At 71.0% G+C, this 14,736-nt stretch carries 12 protein-coding genes and 2 tRNA genes; 8 read left to right on the top strand and 6 right to left on the bottom strand.

Annotated features, from left to right (window positions below):
* Positions 1-90 precede the first annotated feature (90 nt).
* Both AB0L89_RS12360 and AB0L89_RS12355 read right to left on the bottom strand, forming a co-directional pair.
* Positions 91-615 (bottom strand): NUDIX hydrolase, encoded by a 525-nt coding sequence (locus AB0L89_RS12360; protein WP_365138626.1) that lies wholly within the window; start codon positions 613-615, stop codon positions 91-93.
* Entirely contained in the window at positions 612-2,066 is a 1,455-nt protein-coding gene (locus tag AB0L89_RS12355) for a zinc-dependent metalloprotease (protein WP_365138623.1), read from the bottom strand. Before AB0L89_RS12355 ends, AB0L89_RS12360 begins: the two co-directional genes overlap by 4 nt.
* A 188-nt stretch (positions 2,067-2,254) precedes the next feature.
* On the opposite strand from AB0L89_RS12355, the gene AB0L89_RS12350 reads away from it, so the two are divergent.
* The 4 genes from AB0L89_RS12350 to AB0L89_RS12335 all read left to right on the top strand — a co-directional run bounded on the left by AB0L89_RS12350 (position 2,255) and on the right by AB0L89_RS12335 (position 5,539).
* The gene (locus AB0L89_RS12350) at positions 2,255-3,367 is read left to right on the top strand and encodes an SDR family oxidoreductase (RefSeq protein WP_365138620.1); all 1,113 of its coding nucleotides are present in this window, start codon (positions 2,255-2,257) and stop codon (positions 3,365-3,367) included.
* A gap of 162 nt (positions 3,368-3,529) precedes the next feature.
* Positions 3,530-3,994, top strand: coding sequence for a molybdenum cofactor biosynthesis protein MoaE (locus AB0L89_RS12345; RefSeq protein ID WP_365138617.1), 465 nt, complete (start codon positions 3,530-3,532; stop codon positions 3,992-3,994).
* Positions 3,995-4,156: 162 nt separating this feature from the next.
* Positions 4,157-4,375: a hypothetical protein gene (locus AB0L89_RS12340; protein WP_365138614.1), complete on the top strand. Its 219-nt coding sequence runs from the start codon at positions 4,157-4,159 to the stop codon at positions 4,373-4,375.
* A gap of 60 nt (positions 4,376-4,435) precedes the next feature.
* A complete protein-coding gene (locus AB0L89_RS12335; protein WP_365138611.1) occupies positions 4,436-5,539 on the top strand; it encodes a PDZ domain-containing protein in 1,104 nt (367 codons plus the stop codon).
* An 80-nt stretch (positions 5,540-5,619) separates the two neighbouring features.
* On the opposite strand, the gene AB0L89_RS12330 is transcribed toward AB0L89_RS12335, so the two are convergent.
* Positions 5,620-6,159, bottom strand: coding sequence for a PPA1309 family protein (locus tag AB0L89_RS12330; RefSeq protein ID WP_365138608.1), 540 nt, complete (start codon positions 6,157-6,159; stop codon positions 5,620-5,622).
* A 148-nt stretch (positions 6,160-6,307) separates the two neighbouring features.
* Here AB0L89_RS12330 and AB0L89_RS12325 point away from each other — a divergent pair, with 148 nt between their 5' ends.
* From AB0L89_RS12325 to AB0L89_RS12310, 4 genes are all read left to right on the top strand, one after another.
* Positions 6,308-9,229, top strand: a complete 2,922-nt coding sequence (locus tag AB0L89_RS12325) for a UPF0182 family protein (protein ID WP_365139769.1) — start codon at positions 6,308-6,310, stop codon at positions 9,227-9,229.
* 51 nt (positions 9,230-9,280) lie between these two features.
* A tRNA-Met gene (locus AB0L89_RS12320) sits at positions 9,281-9,354 on the top strand.
* Positions 9,355-9,580: 226 nt separating this feature from the next.
* Positions 9,581-11,404, top strand: a complete 1,824-nt coding sequence (locus AB0L89_RS12315; protein WP_365138605.1) for a tetratricopeptide repeat protein — start codon at positions 9,581-9,583, stop codon at positions 11,402-11,404.
* A 112-nt stretch (positions 11,405-11,516) separates the two neighbouring features.
* Positions 11,517-11,590: transfer RNA gene (locus tag AB0L89_RS12310), tRNA-Met, on the top strand.
* Positions 11,591-11,661: 71 nt separating this feature from the next.
* Here the strand turns inward: AB0L89_RS12310 and AB0L89_RS12305 are convergent.
* The 3 genes from AB0L89_RS12305 to AB0L89_RS12295 form a co-directional block, all read right to left on the bottom strand.
* Complete coding sequence (locus tag AB0L89_RS12305; protein ID WP_365138602.1) at positions 11,662-12,798, bottom strand: ABC transporter substrate-binding protein; 1,137 nt, start codon at positions 12,796-12,798, stop codon at positions 11,662-11,664.
* Between the two features lie 80 nt (positions 12,799-12,878).
* On the bottom strand, positions 12,879-13,748 hold the full coding sequence (locus tag AB0L89_RS12300) for an ABC transporter permease (RefSeq protein WP_365138599.1): 870 nt from the start codon (positions 13,746-13,748) through the stop codon (positions 12,879-12,881).
* A complete protein-coding gene (locus tag AB0L89_RS12295) occupies positions 13,745-14,524 on the bottom strand; it encodes an ABC transporter ATP-binding protein (RefSeq protein ID WP_365138596.1) in 780 nt (259 codons plus the stop codon). Before AB0L89_RS12295 ends, AB0L89_RS12300 begins: the two co-directional genes overlap by 4 nt.
* Between the last annotated feature and the right edge of the window lie 212 nt (positions 14,525-14,736).

The raw sequence follows: 14,736 nt of genomic DNA, 5'->3' as shown, positions 1-14,736 counted from the left end.
ACCCGGAGGACGGGAAACAGGTCGCGGGGAACTGCGGGCCGGCTGTGGCTGGTCGCGCAGTTCCCCGCGCCCCTTCCAGGGGCGCCCCCGCTACAGGCGTGCCCTTGTCGCCTCGACCAGGCGTACGACCGACTCGTCGGCGACATCCGCCACCTCGTCGTACGCGAACCAGCGCAGGTCCAGGGACTCGTCGCTGATCGTCTCCACCGCTTCGGCGGGGGCGAGCGCCGCGTACTGGACGTCGAGGTGCTGGGTGCACGGGCCCGGGATCGGGTGCCGGTCCAGGCGGACGGGGCCGCCCGCGAGCAGCGTCAGACCCGGTACGCCGGACTCCTCGGTGGCCTCGCGCAGCGCCGCCGCGGCCAGCGACGCGTCGCCCGGCTCGCAGTGGCCGCCCATCTGGAGCCACATCCGCAGCTTCTTGTGCAGGGTCAGCAGCACGCGCCCGCGCGAGGGGTCGACCACCAGGGCGCTCGCCGTCACATGGCCCGCGGTGCAGGGCTTCCACAGGCCGGCCTCACCGTGCTCGGACAGGTGGTCCAGATAGGCCTGGCGCAGCTCGGGCTGGTCCTCGTACCCCTTGAGCACGAGGACCGCGTCGTCGTGGAGACTCACTTGCCGTCTTCGCCCTTGTCCTCGTCGCCCTCGTCCTTGGTGAGGTCCGGCTTCGCGGCGGAGCCGCCGCCCGCCGCCTCGCCGAGCATCTTGTCCAGCTCGGAGAAGTCCAGCTGCTCGCGGTGGACGAAGCCGTCCGGGTCGTCCAGGTCGGACGCCGTCGGCAGCATGTCCGGGTGCTCCCACAGGCCGTCACGGCCGTCGACACCGCGCGCGTCCGTGAGCGAGGCCCACAGGCGCGAGGCGTCCCGCAGCCGGCGCGGGCGCAGTTCGAGGCCGATCAGCGTGGCGAACGTCTGCTCCGCGGGGCCGCCCGTCGCGCGGCGGCGGCGCAGCGTCTCCCGCAGGGCGTCGGCCGACGACAGCCGCGGCTTCGCGGCGGCGTGCACCACGGCGTCCACCCAGCCCTCGACGAGGGCCAGAGCGGTCTCCAGGCGGGCCAGGGCGGCCTTCTGGGCCGGGGTGTCCTGCGGCTGGAACATGCCCTGCTGGAGCGCCTCCTGCAGCTGCTCCGGGTTCTGCGGGTCGAGCTGGCCGACGACGTCCTCCAGCTTGGAGGTGTCGACCTTGATCCCGCGGGCGTATCCCTCGACGGCGCCGAACAGGTGCGAGCGCAGCCACGGGACGTGGGCGAAGAGGCGCTGGTGGGCGGCCTCGCGCAGCGCCAGGTACAGCCGCACCTCGTTCTTGTCGACGCCCAGGTCCTTGCCGAAGGTCTCGATGTTCACCGGGAGCAGCGCGGCCTTGCCGGCCGGGCCGAGCGGCAGGCCGACGTCGGTGGAACCGACGACCTCGCCCGCCAGCACGCCCACGGCCTGGCCGATCTGCTGGCCGAACATGGCGCCGCCCATGGAGCGCATCATGCCGATCAGCGGGCCCGCCATGGCCTGCATCTCCTCGGGCAGCACATCGCCCATGGCCAGGCCCACGCGCTCGGCGACCGGGTCGACGAGCTCCTTCCACACCGGCAGGGTCGCCTCGACCCACTCGGCGCGGCTCCAGGCCACGGCCGTGCCGGACCCGGAGGGCAGCGACGTCGCGTCGTCCAGCCACAGGTCGGCCAGGCGCACGGCCTCCTCGACGGCGGAGCGCTCGGCGGGGCCGACGCTGGCGTCCTTGACGCCGTCCGCCGTGCCCTGCGAGACGGTCTGGCGGGCGATGTCCTTGGCCATGTCCCAGTTCACCGGGCCGCCCTCGTACGAGAGCATCTGGCCGAGCTGCTGGAAGGCGGCACCCAGGTCGTTCGGGTTCATCGAACCGAACATCGCGGCGAACGGATTGTCGCCGCCGGGGGCGCCGGCTCCGGGGAACCCGAAACCGAACGGGTTCGCGGGGCCACCGGCCCCCTGTCCCCCGCCCTGGGCCCCTCCAGGGGATTCCTTCTTCTTGCCCTCGTCGCCGTCTTCCGGCTCCTCCGGCGGAAGGCCGAATCCGAATGGGGTGTCACTCACGGGATTCCTCGGCTCGTCAGGCCGCCGGTATCGTTCCGGCGGCGGCGCTACAACACCACCCAGCGTAGACACCGTGACGGGATCGGGCCTCGGTGCTTCGCCGACTCATGGCCTGCGGCAGGATGGATGCCACCTGGTACGTACGCGTCATGCGCTTACGTACTGAAGACAACCGCTGGAGACGCCCGGTGAGTTCCCCAGATCCACAGGTTCGCGCAGCGCGAAACCCCTCAACCCCGGCGCCCGTCCGTGGGCCCGTAGTCGCCGTCACCGGCGCCGCCACTGGCGTGGGCGCGCTGCTGACCGAGCGCCTCGCCGCGTCGGAGGCGATCAAGCAGGTCATCGCCATCGACGAGCGCCGAGGCGAGTGCTCGCAGGCCCAGTGGCACATCCTGGACGTGCGGGACCCCGCCATCGCCGAGAAGCTGCGCGGCGCGGACGTCGTGGTGCACCTGGCACTCGATCTCGACCTGGAGACCGACGGCGCCGCCCGCACCGCGTACAACGTGCGCGGCACCCAGACCGTCCTGACCGCTGCCGCCGCCGCGGGCGTCCACCGCGTCGTGCTCTGCACCTCGGCGATGGTCTACGGAGCGCTGTCCGACAACGAACTGCCCCTCTCCGAAGACGCCGAACTGCGCGCGACCGCCGAGGCGACCGGCGTCGGTGACCTCCTGGAGGTCGAGCGGCTCGCCCGCCGGGCGCCCCGCGCGCACCCCGGCCTCAACGTCACCGTCGTGCGGCCCGCGACCCTGGTGGGCGGCACGGACACGGCCCTGACCCGGTACTTCGAGTCGCCGCGCCTGCTGGTCGTGGCCGGGTCGCGGCCGGCCTGGCAGTTCTGCCACGTCGAGGACCTGTGCAGCGCCCTGGAGTACGCCGTCCTGGAGAAGGTCGACGGCGAGCTGGCCGTCGGCTGCGACGGCTGGCTGGAGCAGGAGGAGGTCGAGGAGCTCAGCGGGATCCGGCGCATGGAGCTGCCCTCGACGGTGGCCCTCGGCGCCGCCGCCCGGCTGCACCGCATCGGTCTCACTCCGTCCCCGGCCGGTGACCTCGCGTACACGATGTACCCCTGGGTGGTCAGCGTGAGCAGGCTGCACGACGCCGGGTGGCGGCCGCAGTGGACCAACGAGGAAGTGCTCGCGGAGCTGCTGGAGGAGGTGTCCGGGCGGCGGACCGTGGCCGGACGCCGGCTCGGCCGCAAGGACGCGACGGCCGCGGGCGCCGCGGGTGCGACGGTGGCGCTGCTGGGCGCGGCGGCCGTGGTGCGCAGGGCGCGCAAGGCGCGGCGGCGGATCTGAGGCGCGCGGGGCGGCGTCCCACGCGGCGGCCGGGATCCTGCGGGTCCTGCGGGGTTCCGCGGGGCCCGGTGGGCCTCCTGTAGGGAACTCCAAGGGGGCACGCGCGCGTGCCGGGCGAAAGGTCTATTCCGAGATGTCCGTGCCGTGCGGCACCATGGCCGCATGGCACGCACCACGATGGACCACCCCGGCGAGCAGGCCGCCCAGGACCCGATCCGCCTCCTCGCGATCCGTGACACCCCGCTCTCCCTGGACGAGGTCTTCCGGGCCGTCGGCGACGACGCGGCGGGCGGCACGGCCCTCTTCGTGGGGACCGTGCGCAACCACGACGGCGGCGCGGACGTCGACGAGCTCGGCTACTCGACGCACCCCACCGCCGAGGCCGAGATGCGCCGGGTGGCCGAGAAGGTCGTCGCCGAGTATCCGGTGCGCGCCCTGGCCGCCGTGCACCGCGTCGGGGACCTCGCCGTCGGCGATCTCGCGGTGGTCGTGGCGGTCTCCTGCCCGCACCGCGCCGAGGCCTTCGCCGCCTGCCGCAAGCTGATCGACGACCTCAAGCACGAGGTGCCGATCTGGAAGCACCAGCGCTTCTCCGACGGCAAGGAGGAGTGGGTGGGTGCCTGTTGAGCACCCCCGCCGTGCCGGACGGGACAAGATGAGGCCCCTGAGGGCCGATTGACCCGTGTGGCTCCGGTTGCGTAACCCGACCCCTGCGGTGAGCGTTGACCAAGCAGATGGTTAATCTGCTGATCAGTCAGTTGCGATGGCTCATGGGGTCGGGAGGTCGACATGGCATCACTTGCCTGGTTGCTGGTTCCGGTTCTCACAGCCGTCGGAGCCGGTCTGTGGGGCAGCTGGGCGGCGCGCAACCGCAAGTCCGGCAAGACCGGTGACGTCACGGAGCTGAACGGCTACGCCGCCTTCCGCGAGGCGATGGAGAAGTCGCACTCCGCGCCGGTCGAGCGGCCCCGCCCGGTGGCGATGGAGAAGTCCCCCTCCGGTACGTGAGTTCCCCGGACGGACCGGCCCCACAGGTGGGCCCACAGGTCTGTCCCGTACTGTCGTTCCATGCCACGCCGCACCGGGACGATGCTCGCCTCCACCTTGATGCTGATCGCGCTGCTCTGTGCCGGAGTGCTCATCAAAGTGCCCTACTCGGAGATGTCCCCCGGCCCCACGGTGAACACCCTCGGCGACCACGACGGTGAACCGGTGCTGCAGATCTCGGGGCACAAGACGTATCCCACGACCGGCAACCTCAACATGACGACGGTCAGGGTCACCAGCGCCGACTACAACATGAACCTCGCGGAGGCCGTCTACGGCTGGCTGGCCCACGACAACATCGTGGTGCCGCACGACACGCTCTACCCGGACGGCAAGACCGAGCAGCAGTCCTCCCAGGAGAACGCCGAGGAGTTCAGCCAGTCCCAGGAGAGCGCCAAGGTGGCCGCGCTCCGGCAGCTGGACCTCCCGGTGAAGACCCAGGTCATCGTCGCCACCGTCGGCAAGGGCGACCCGGCCGAGGGCAAGCTGCACGCGGGCGACGTCATCAAGGCCGTCGACGGCACGCCGGTCAAGGAGATGACGGACGTCGCCGGGCTCGTCACCAAGCACGAGCCCGGGGAGTCCGTCACCTTCACGGTCGTCCCGGTCAAGGAGGCCGCCGCCGCCGAGAAGGCGGGCAAGGAGCCGACCGTGACCGAGGACATCAAGATCACGACGAAGCTGGCGAAGGCGGAGAAGAAGGGGGAGAAGGACCGTGCGATCGTGGGGATCCAGGCGGGCACCGACCACACCTTCCCCTTCACGATCGACATCAAGCTGGCCGACGTGGGCGGGCCGAGCGCCGGCCTCATGTTCGCCCTCGGCATCGTCGACAAGCTGACGCCGCAGGACCTCACCGGCGGCAGGTTCGTGGCCGGCACCGGCACCATCACCGACGACGGCAAGGTCGGCCCGATCGGCGGCATCGAGATGAAGACCGTCGGCGCGCGCGCCAAGGGCGCGGAGTACTTCCTCACGCCGAAGGACAACTGCGCGTCCGCCGCGAGCGACGTCCCGAGCGGGCTCACCCTCGTCAAGGTGAACACCATCGGCGACGCCGTGAAGTCCCTGGAGAAGATCCGCAAGGGCGACACCGACGACCTGCCGCAGTGCACCACGGGCTGACGGCCGACCACGCGGACGGGCGTACGCGGGCGGGGCGGACCCCACCCGCGTACGGAATCGAAAGGCGGACCCCTGTGCCGCTAGGCGAACGTCGCCGCCAGCGCCTCGGCCAGGCCGGGCACCAGGTCGGAGCCCGTGAGGACCTCGGTCGGCGAGTCCTTCTCGCGCAGCCGCAGCGCCGACTCGCGGGCGCCGTCACGGAGCACCGCGACCGTCATGCGGACCTCCTGGCGGTCCGGGTGCTTGGCCACCCACTTCGCGAGCTGCGCGTCGTCGAGGCCCTCGGGCACGGACGTCTCGGCGGACGGCGGCAGCATCAGACGCTCGACCGTGAGGGCGCAGCCGGCCACCGCGTCCGGCCAGGCGATGGTGCCGAGGAACTCGTCCAGCGGCTTGCCTGCGGGGATCTCCTCCTGCTCGATGGGGGTGAAGCCGGTGTGTTCCACACCGTCGTCGAGGCCGAGCTGGGAGGCGAGGCCGGGTTCCTGGGTACGCAGTCGCGCCGTGTCGACGAGCGCGAAGAGGCGGGCGGGCCGGTCCCAGCCGAGGCCGGAGACGTACTCGTCGATCTCGAGCACGGCCCGGGTGAGGGGGCTCGCTGCCATGGGAGTGTTGGACATGGTCACAATCCTGCCTCGTTCGTCCCGAGAAACGGGAACCGAGTAAAGCGTAGGTAAGTTGCATAGGTGTGGGTCCGCGATCTCGGGGGCCTGACGGACCAACAGAGAATCAACAGCGAACTTCGAGGTGCGCACCTTGGCTTTCCAGATGCCGGACCGCGGCGGAGGCCCGACGGGGCCACGGATCAGAGTGGGCCGACCCTCCCGGCGTGTCCGGACCCTGCTCATGACACTGGGGGTGCTGGCCGTCCTGGCCATGGCCTTCGTCATGTTCTCCGGGTTCTGGACGGACTGGCTGTGGTACCGCTCGGTCAATTACTCCTCCGTCTTCACGACGACCCTGTGGACCAAGATCGGTCTGTTCTTCGTCTTCGGCCTCCTGATGGCGGCCGCGGTCGGGGTGAACATCTGGCTGGCGCACCGGCTGCGCCCGCCGCTGAGTGCCATGTCGATGGAGCAGCAGAGCCTCGACCGGTACCGCATGGGCATCGCCCCGTACAAGAAGTGGCTGCTGATCGGGATCACCGCCCTGGTGGGCCTGATCGCGGGCGCGTCCGCCGCGGGGCAGTGGCGCACCTGGCTGATGTGGATCAACGGCGTGTCCTTCGGCCAGAAGGACCCCCAGTTCCACATGGACGTGTCCTTCTTCGCGTTCGACCTGCCGTGGTACCGCTTCCTGCTCGGCTTCGGCTTCGCGGCCACGGTGCTCTCCCTGGTCGCCGCCGCGCTGACGCACTACCTGTACGGCGGGCTGCGGATCACCAGCCCCGGCGCGCGCGCGACGGCGGCGGCCACCGGCCACCTCTCGGTGCTGCTCGGTGTCTTCGTCTCGCTCAAGGCCATCGCGTACTGGCTGGACCGGTACGGCCTCGCGGTGAAGTCCAGTGACTTCAAGGCGACGGACAACTGGACCGGCCTGAAGTACGTCGACGCGAACGCGTACCTGCCGGCGAAGACGATCCTGTTCTGCATCGCCGTCATCTGCGCCGTGCTCTTCTTCGCGACGCTGTGGCGGCGCACCTGGCAGCTGCCGGTCATCGGCTTCGGTCTCATGGTGCTCTCGGCGATCCTCATCGGCGGGCTCTACCCCGCGATCGTCCAGAAGTTCCAGGTCCAGCCGAACGAGCAGGCCAAGGAAGCGCCGTACATCGAGAAGAACATCGAGGCCACCCGCGACGCCTACGGCATCAGCGGCGTGAAGGCCGAGGACTACAAGGGCGCCGGCAAGGTCGACGAGAACTCGAAGCAGAAGCGCGAGAACGCGGACACGGCGGCCAACTACCGGCTGAACGACCCGAACATCGTCTCGCCCACGTTCCAGCAGCTGGAGCAGGAGCGCAGCTACTACCAGTTCCCGAAGACGCTGGACGTCGACCGCTACAACGGCCAGGACACCATCGTCGGCCTGCGCGAGATCGACGTGAACAAGCTCGACAAGCGCAACTGGATCAACGACCACTTCGCCTATACGCACGGCTACGGCATGGTCGCCGCCAAGGGCACGGAGACGAAGAAGGGCTCCAAGGGCGCCCCGGCGTTCACCGAGTCCGGCCTGCCGACCACCGGCAACCTCGGTGAGTACGAGCAGCGGATCTACTACGGCGAGAAGACCACCCAGTACTCGATCGTGGGCGGGCCCCAGAAGGAGCTCGACTACGAAGAGGACGGCGGCGGTCAGAAGACCTACAGCTACAAGGGCGACAGCGGGGTCAACCTCTCCAACCCGATCAACCGCGCCGCGTACGCGGTCTCCTTCGGAGAGCCGCAGATCCTCTACTCGGGCGCGATCGGCGAGGGCTCGCGGATTCTCTACAACCGCACCCCCAAGGAGCGCGTCGAGGCGGTGGCGCCCTGGCTGACCATCGACGGCGACGTCTATCCGACGGTGGTCGACGGCCGCATCCAGTGGGTCGTGGACGCCTACACGACCAGCAACGGCTATCCGTACGCCTCGCGGACCACGCTCGGCGACACCACCGCCGACTCCCTGTCGCAGGCCGACAGCCAGCGCACGGTGATCGCCCAGCAGAACCAGGTCAACTACATCCGCAACTCGGTGAAGGCGACCGTCGACGCGTACACCGGTGAGGTCAAGCTCTACACCTGGGACGACAAGGACCCGGTCCTGAAGACCTGGAAGAAGGCGTTCCCGGGCACGGTCAAGGACAAGAGCGAGATCCCGCCGCGGCTGATGGACCACCTGCGCTACCCGCAGGACATGTTCAAGGTCCAGCGCGAGCTGCTGACGAAGTACCACGTCACGGACGCCGGCCAGTTCTACAACGCGAGTGACGCCTGGCAGGTCCCCAACGACCCGACGAAGAAGGACGACAGTGCGGTCCCGCCGTACTACCTGTCCATGAAGGCGCCGGGCCAGTCGCAGCAGCAGTTCTCCCTGACGACGACGTTCACTCCGAGTGAGCGGCCCAATCTGAGGGCCTTCATGTCGGTCGACGCCGATGCCAGGAGCGAGAACTACGGCAAGATGCAGCTGCTCAGAGTCAGGGGCGACGTCGACGGACCCGAACAGGTCCAGAACAAGCTGAACTCCATGACGGAGGTCGGCAACTTCGTCCGCGACATGAAGGGTGCCGACTCCGACATCCTCTACGGCAATCTGCTGACGGTGCCGCTGGACGACGGCTTCCTTTACGTCGAGCCCGTCTACGTACAGGGACGCAAGTCGGCGTATCCGCTGCTGAAGAAGGTGGCCGTGTCGTACGGCACGGAGACCGCCTTCGCGGACTCGCTCAGCGACGGCCTCAACCAGGTCTTCGGGGCCGAGGGCAGTACCAAGCCGCCGGGCGAGGACCAGGGAGGCGACGAGCCGACCAAGCCGCCGAAGACGAACGACCCGACGGTCCAGGCCGCGCTCGACGACGCCCAGAAGGCGTTCGACGACGGCGAGAGGGCCATGAAGGACGGCGACTGGAAGTCCTACGGCGAGGCGCAGGAGCGCCTCCAGAAGGCGCTGGAGCGGGCCGAGGAGGCCTCGAACAAGGCCGCCGAGAAGAGCTCCGACAAGGGTTCCGACAAGAGCGGTGACCAGGACAAGGACCAGGGCAGCTGACCGAGTGGTCAAAGCCCCGCCCCGCGCCGTGGTACGGTTTGATCACAACGGCGCGGGGTGGAGCAGCTCGGTAGCTCGCTGGGCTCATAACCCAGAGGTCGCAGGTTCAAATCCTGTCCCCGCTACTGCAAGGTGAAGGCCCGGATCCTTACGGATCCGGGCCTTCGTCGTGCGTGATGGGTCCTGTCGTGTGCGGGTGTCCTATGCCAACAGTGGTGAACGGCGCGCGCCCGGAGGCGAGTTGAGAGATCTGTGTTTGACTTATCTCTCTGTGGGCATGTCGACAAAACGCTGAAGTGACCTCACTGGCTGCGGTATACCAGATGTACCCAGGTTGCAGGTGGTGCGACGATGGACGTTATGGGGGACAAGGCAACTCTGTTGGAGACAGGGCGGTTTGTGCAGCCGGCCGACCGGGAGGATCCCGGGGCGGCCGCCGAGGAGATGCGCCACCGGCTGGCCGCCGAAGCCGGCGACGTGGCGTCGATGAGCGTTCTCGGGAGCCTTCTGCTGCGCCGCGGTGACCTCGACGGAGCCGAGGCCCTGCTGCGCGCGGCGACCGCCGAGGGCGACCGCGCCGCGGCCAACAACCTGGGCGTCCTCCTCCACCAGCGCGGGTACGTCGACGAGGCCGCGGGGTGGTGGCGGATCGCCGCCGTCGCCGGTTCCGCGGCCGCCGCGCACGCCCTCGGCCGCCACCACAGGGAGCGCGGCGACGAGCCCGCCGCCGAGTACTGGCTGCGGCAGTCCGCCGAGCAGGACCACACCCTGGGGGCGTACGCGCTCGCCGACCTCCTGGAGCACCGCGGGGACGTCGGGGCCGAGCGCTGGATGCGGGTCGCCGCCGAGCGCGGTCACCGCGAGGCCGCGTACCGGCTCGCCCGCGCGCTCGACCGGCGGGCCACCGCCGAGCGCGGCGAGCGCCCGGTGCGCCCCGCGGACGCCGAGGGCGAGGGGACGCGTTCGCCCGCCGACGAGGCCGAGCAGTGGTACCGCCAGGCGGCCGCGCGCGGACACCGGCGCGCCGCGCTGCACCTCGGCGCGATCCTGGAGCGGCGCGGCGAACTGAAGGAGGCCGGCCGCTGGTACCTCAACTCCGCCAAGGACGGCGAGCCCCGCGCGGCCTGCGCGCTGGGCTTCCTGCTGCGGGACGCGGGCGACGAGGAGAGCGCCGCCGTGTGGTGGCTCAAGGCCGCCCAGGACGGCGACGGCAACGCCGCGAACGCGCTGGGCGCGCTGCACGCCGAGCGCGGCGAGACCCAGACCGCCGAGCGCTGGTACCGCGCCGCCATGGACGCGGGCGACGTGAACGGCGCGTACAACCTCGGGCTGCTCTGCGCCGAGCAGGGCCGCACCGCCCAGGCCGACCAGTGGTACCGCCGCGCGGCGTACGCCGGACACCGTGAGGCGGCCAACGCGCTCGCCGTGCTGCTGCTCCAGGGCGGCGACGCGGCCGGTGCCGAGCCGTGGTTCTCCAAGGCCGCGGAGGCCGGCAGCGTCGACGCCGCGTTCAACCTCGGGATCCTGTTCGCGAGCCGGGACGACGAGGCCGCCGCCCTGCGGTGGTACGAGCGCGCGGCCGCCGCCGGGCACACCGACGCGGCCCTCCAGGTCGGCACCGCCCGGCTGCGGGAGGGCGACGAGCAGGAGGCCGAGCGGCACCTGCGGTGCGCGGCGGGCGGCGGCAGCGCGGAGGCGGCGTACCGCCTCGGGACCGTGCTCGACGCGCGGCGCCCCTCGGCCGGGCCGCCCGTGCTCGGCGAGCCCGCCGCGGAGAAGACCGAGTGCGAGGAGTGGTACGAGCGGGCCGCCCAGCAGGGGCACCGGCGGGCCCAGGTCCGGGTCGGCATGCTGGCCGCGGGCCGGGGCGACGTCGTCGAGGCCGCGCGGTGGTACCGCCTGGCGGCGGAGGCGGGCAGCCGGAACGGCGCGTTCAACCTCGGGCTGCTGCTGGCGCGGGAGGGCAGCGAGCCGGAGGCCGCGCTGTGGTGGACGCGGGCCGCCGACGCGGGGCACGGCCGGGCGGCGCTGCGGCTCGCGCTGCTCTACGCACGGCACGGGCAGCTGGCACAGGGGCAGCGGTGGGCCGCGCGGGCCGTGGAGCTGGGGCCCGCCGAGGTCGCCGAGCGGGCGGCCCGGCTCCGGGAGGCGTTGCAGCAGGAGCTCTCCGCCTAGGCACGCCGGTGGTGAGCGGCCGGGACACCCACGCCGCGCCACCGGTGTGCGTGGGGTGAGAGAGAAGCGATTTGCGCTGGTCGAGGGCCTGACGTAGAGTTGTGTTCACCGACGCGGGGTGGAGCAGCTCGGTAGCTCGCTGGGCTCATAACCCAGAGGTCGCAGGTTCAAATCCTGTCCCCGCTACTGAAGGCCGAGGGCCGGGAAGCATCAGCTTCCCGGCCCTCGGTTGTTTTTTCGGCCCCAGGCGCCGCCGGTCAGGGCTTGTGGCCCACCGCCTCCTCGTAGAGCGTGCGGTCCACCGCCTTGTTCTCGGGCACCTCCTCGCCCTTCGAGACGCCCGCCGCGCGGTACGCATCCTGGAGGCGGTCCGTCGTGCCCCCGCGGATCTCCCAGTCCATGCGCAGCGACGGCGTGGAGAGCAGGACCTCCTCGTCCGTCTTGAGCAGTTTGGCGAGTTCCGTCGCGAAGGCCTTGTCGGCCTTGTAGTCGCCCGCGAAGTACGTGTTCACCGTCCTGATGTACGCGCGCAGCAGCGCGACCCCCGCGTCCGGGTCCTCGCGGAGCAGGTTCGGGCCGAAGAGGAGGCCGCCGAGCGGTTCGGCCCGGGGCTGGCCGCCGAGGAAGGCGTACCGCTTGTCGCCGTCGACCTTGCGCCAGACCGGGTCGAGCAGCCAGGCGGAGTCGGTGCCGCCGTTCTGGAGCGCGGTCAGGACGTCGGCCGAGCCCAGCTGCTGGAACTGGATCTTGTCGAGGCCGCCGCCGTGCTTCTTCAGCGCCTTGTTCATGGGGTACGCGATGACGGACCCCTTGCCGATCATCGTGCCGAGCCTGCGGCCGGCCATCGGGACGCGGGAGGCGCTCTCGTCCTTCTTCAGCCGCACCCACAGGCCGCTCTTGGACCTGGGGTCGGGGGAGAAGTTGCCGGCCGTCCACTTGATGTCGAAGCCGCTGGTGATGCCGTTCATCACGGCGGCCTCCGGCGCCGCCCACTGGGCGTCGATGTCGCCCTTGGCGAGGAGGGGGAGCGCGTCGGGCGTGGGCAGCACCTTCAGGCGGACGTCCAGGCCCTCCTTCTTGAACTCGCCCTTCGCCACGGCCATCTGGAGCGGCGCGACGTACTCGGCGGACAGGGTGCCGGTCGCGATCGTCAGGCTTCGTTCCTCGGGCAGCGGCTTGGGGGCGGGGGTGTCGGGGGCGCAGCGGGCCGGCGCGCGGTCGGGCGCCAGGTCGGCGGGATCGGTCCAACTGCCCTTGCCGCAGCCGGATACTGCGGTGACGGTGCGGGGTTTCGCGGGGTCGGACGGGGCCGCGTCGTCCTCCTTCGCGCAGCCCGACGCGACGAGCAGCGAGCCCGCCACGAGCAGGGTGAGTGCGGTGGTGCGCGTGCGCATGGTGCCTCCGAACACTGTTCTCCGTACGGGAGTTGTCGTCGTCGAGGTAGGGGATGCCGTGCGGCGCGCGGGAGTCGGGGTCATGACTGGCTGCGGCCCCGGTCGCGCGGCGCCCACGGCGTGAGCAACCGGCCCGCGAGCCGTACCAGTTCGGAGAAGACCACGCCGAGCACGGCGACGCAGACGATGCCGACGAACATCACGTCGTTCTGGAAGAGCGCGCGCGAGTCGAAGATGAGGTGTCCGAGGCCGTCGGCCGCCGCGATCTGTTCCGAGGCGACGATCACCAGGACCGCGACCCCGGCGGCGATCCGCGCGCCGACCAGGACGGCCGGGAGAGACGCGGGCAGCAGCACGTGACGGAACATCTGCCACGGCGAGGCGCCGAAGACCTGGCCGGCGTCGCGGTGTCCGGACGGGACGGCGAGCACCGCCGCCATCGTCGAGATCCAGACGAAGAAGAAGACGGTGGCGGCGACGAGCGCGATCTGCGGGCCCTCGCCGAGGCCGAACATGTTCAGGAAGACCGGCAGGAGGGCGAGTTTCGGTACGACGTACAGCGCGTCCAGGGTCGGTTCGAGCGCGGCGCGCACGACCGGGAGCGAGCCCATGAGCAGGCCGAGCGCGTATCCCGCGACCGTGCCGATCGCGTAGCCGGCGAGCACGCGCTTGAGCGTGGCCCACACGTCCGGCCACAGCTCGCCGTCCGCCGCGCGCTGCCAGCCGTCCTCGATGATGGTCTGCGGCGCGGGGTAGACGCGGTCGTCGATCCAGCCGCTCACGGCGGCGAGCTGCCACAGCAGCACCAGGGCCGCGGGCACGCCCACGGCGAGCGAGATCTCCAGGACGCGGCGCCTGCGGTGGGTGCGCACGGGGTGCAGTTCCTGCGGGCCCGGCTCTCTGACCAGGACGTCTTCCGGGGGCGTGGACTTGCTGGTGAGGGTGCTCATGCCGCCGCCTCCGTGCCGACCTCGCCCCGCAGCAGGTCCCACAGCTCGCTCTTCAGCGCGGTGAACTCGGGGGCGTCACGGACGTCGCCGGTGCGGGGGCGCGGGAACGGCGGGCGGCGCTCGGCGATGACGCGGCCCGGCCTGGCCGACATCACCAGGACGCGGTCGCCGAGGACGATCGCCTCTTCGAGGCTGTGCGTGATGAAGAGGGTCGTGGTGCGGGTCGTCTGGGTGAGGGCGAGGAGTTCGTCCTGGAGGATCGTGCGGAGCTGGGCGTCGAGGGCCGCGAAGGGCTCGTCCATCAGGAGGATCTCGGGCTCCACGGCCAGCGCGCGGGCGATCGCGACGCGTTGGCGCATGCCGCCGGAGAGGGTGGCGGGGTAGGCGTCGGCGAAGTCGGCGAGGCCCATGCGGGCGAGCCAGTCCCCGGCGCGGGCGTTGGCCTCCTTGCGGGGGACCTTCTGGATGTCCAGGCCGAACCGGACGTTGGCCAGGACGGTCTTCCAGTCGTAGATGCCGTAGTCCTGGAAGATCATCGCGGCGGGGCGCGGGGTGGTGGTGCGGATGCGGAGGTCGCCCGTGCTGGGGCGGAGGAGGCCTGCGGCGATGCGGAGCAGGGTCGACTTTCCGCAGCCTGAGGGGCCGACGATGCAGGTGAACTCGCCTCTGGCGATGGTCAGGTCCACCGGTCCCAGGGCGTGGACCGCCTTGTTCCCTCGGCCGAAGGTTCTGGTCACTGCGTGGGCTCGGAGTTTGGGGTGCGGATCTTCTTCCACGGGGTCTCCTTGCGGAGGGCAGGTGGATGTCTTGGGCGCCGCCGACGATATGACGCACCGTCAGATTCTGGAAGGGGTCGTACTTGGCCGGGATTCGCCGTCGGCTGCGGGCCGTGGTGACCGAGGTAGCGCTCCTTCCAGTGCGTGTCGTAGAGACGCAGGTCCGTCGGGGCGGCACCCGCCACCGCCGCGTGGAAGACGTCCGGACGGTG

Source organism: Streptomyces sp. NPDC052114 (genome assembly GCF_040680155.1).
Lineage (GTDB): Bacteria > Actinomycetota > Actinomycetes > Streptomycetales > Streptomycetaceae > Streptomyces.
The sequence above is the reverse complement of the archived record's forward strand: the minus strand, read 5'-3'. Positions and strand labels throughout refer to the sequence as shown.

Bases quoted from the DNA above. Each gene is read 5' to 3' on its own strand.
- AB0L89_RS12345 (WP_365138617.1), top strand. From the start codon at position 3,530: ATGGCACGCACCACGATGGACCACCCCGGCGAGCAGGCCGCCCAGGAC.
- AB0L89_RS12340 (WP_365138614.1), top strand. From the start codon at position 4,157: ATGGCATCACTTGCCTGGTTGCTGGTTCCGGTTCTCACAGCCGTCGGA.
- AB0L89_RS12335 (WP_365138611.1), top strand. From the start codon at position 4,436: ATGCCACGCCGCACCGGGACGATGCTCGCCTCCACCTTGATGCTGATC.
- AB0L89_RS12330 (WP_365138608.1), bottom strand. From the start codon at position 6,159: ATGTCCAACACTCCCATGGCAGCGAGCCCCCTCACCCGGGCCGTGCTC.
- AB0L89_RS12325 (WP_365139769.1), top strand. From the start codon at position 6,308: ATGCCGGACCGCGGCGGAGGCCCGACGGGGCCACGGATCAGAGTGGGC.
- AB0L89_RS12315 (WP_365138605.1), top strand. From the start codon at position 9,581: ATGGACGTTATGGGGGACAAGGCAACTCTGTTGGAGACAGGGCGGTTT.
- AB0L89_RS12305 (WP_365138602.1), bottom strand. From the start codon at position 12,798: ATGCGCACGCGCACCACCGCACTCACCCTGCTCGTGGCGGGCTCGCTG.
- AB0L89_RS12300 (WP_365138599.1), bottom strand. From the start codon at position 13,748: ATGAGCACCCTCACCAGCAAGTCCACGCCCCCGGAAGACGTCCTGGTC.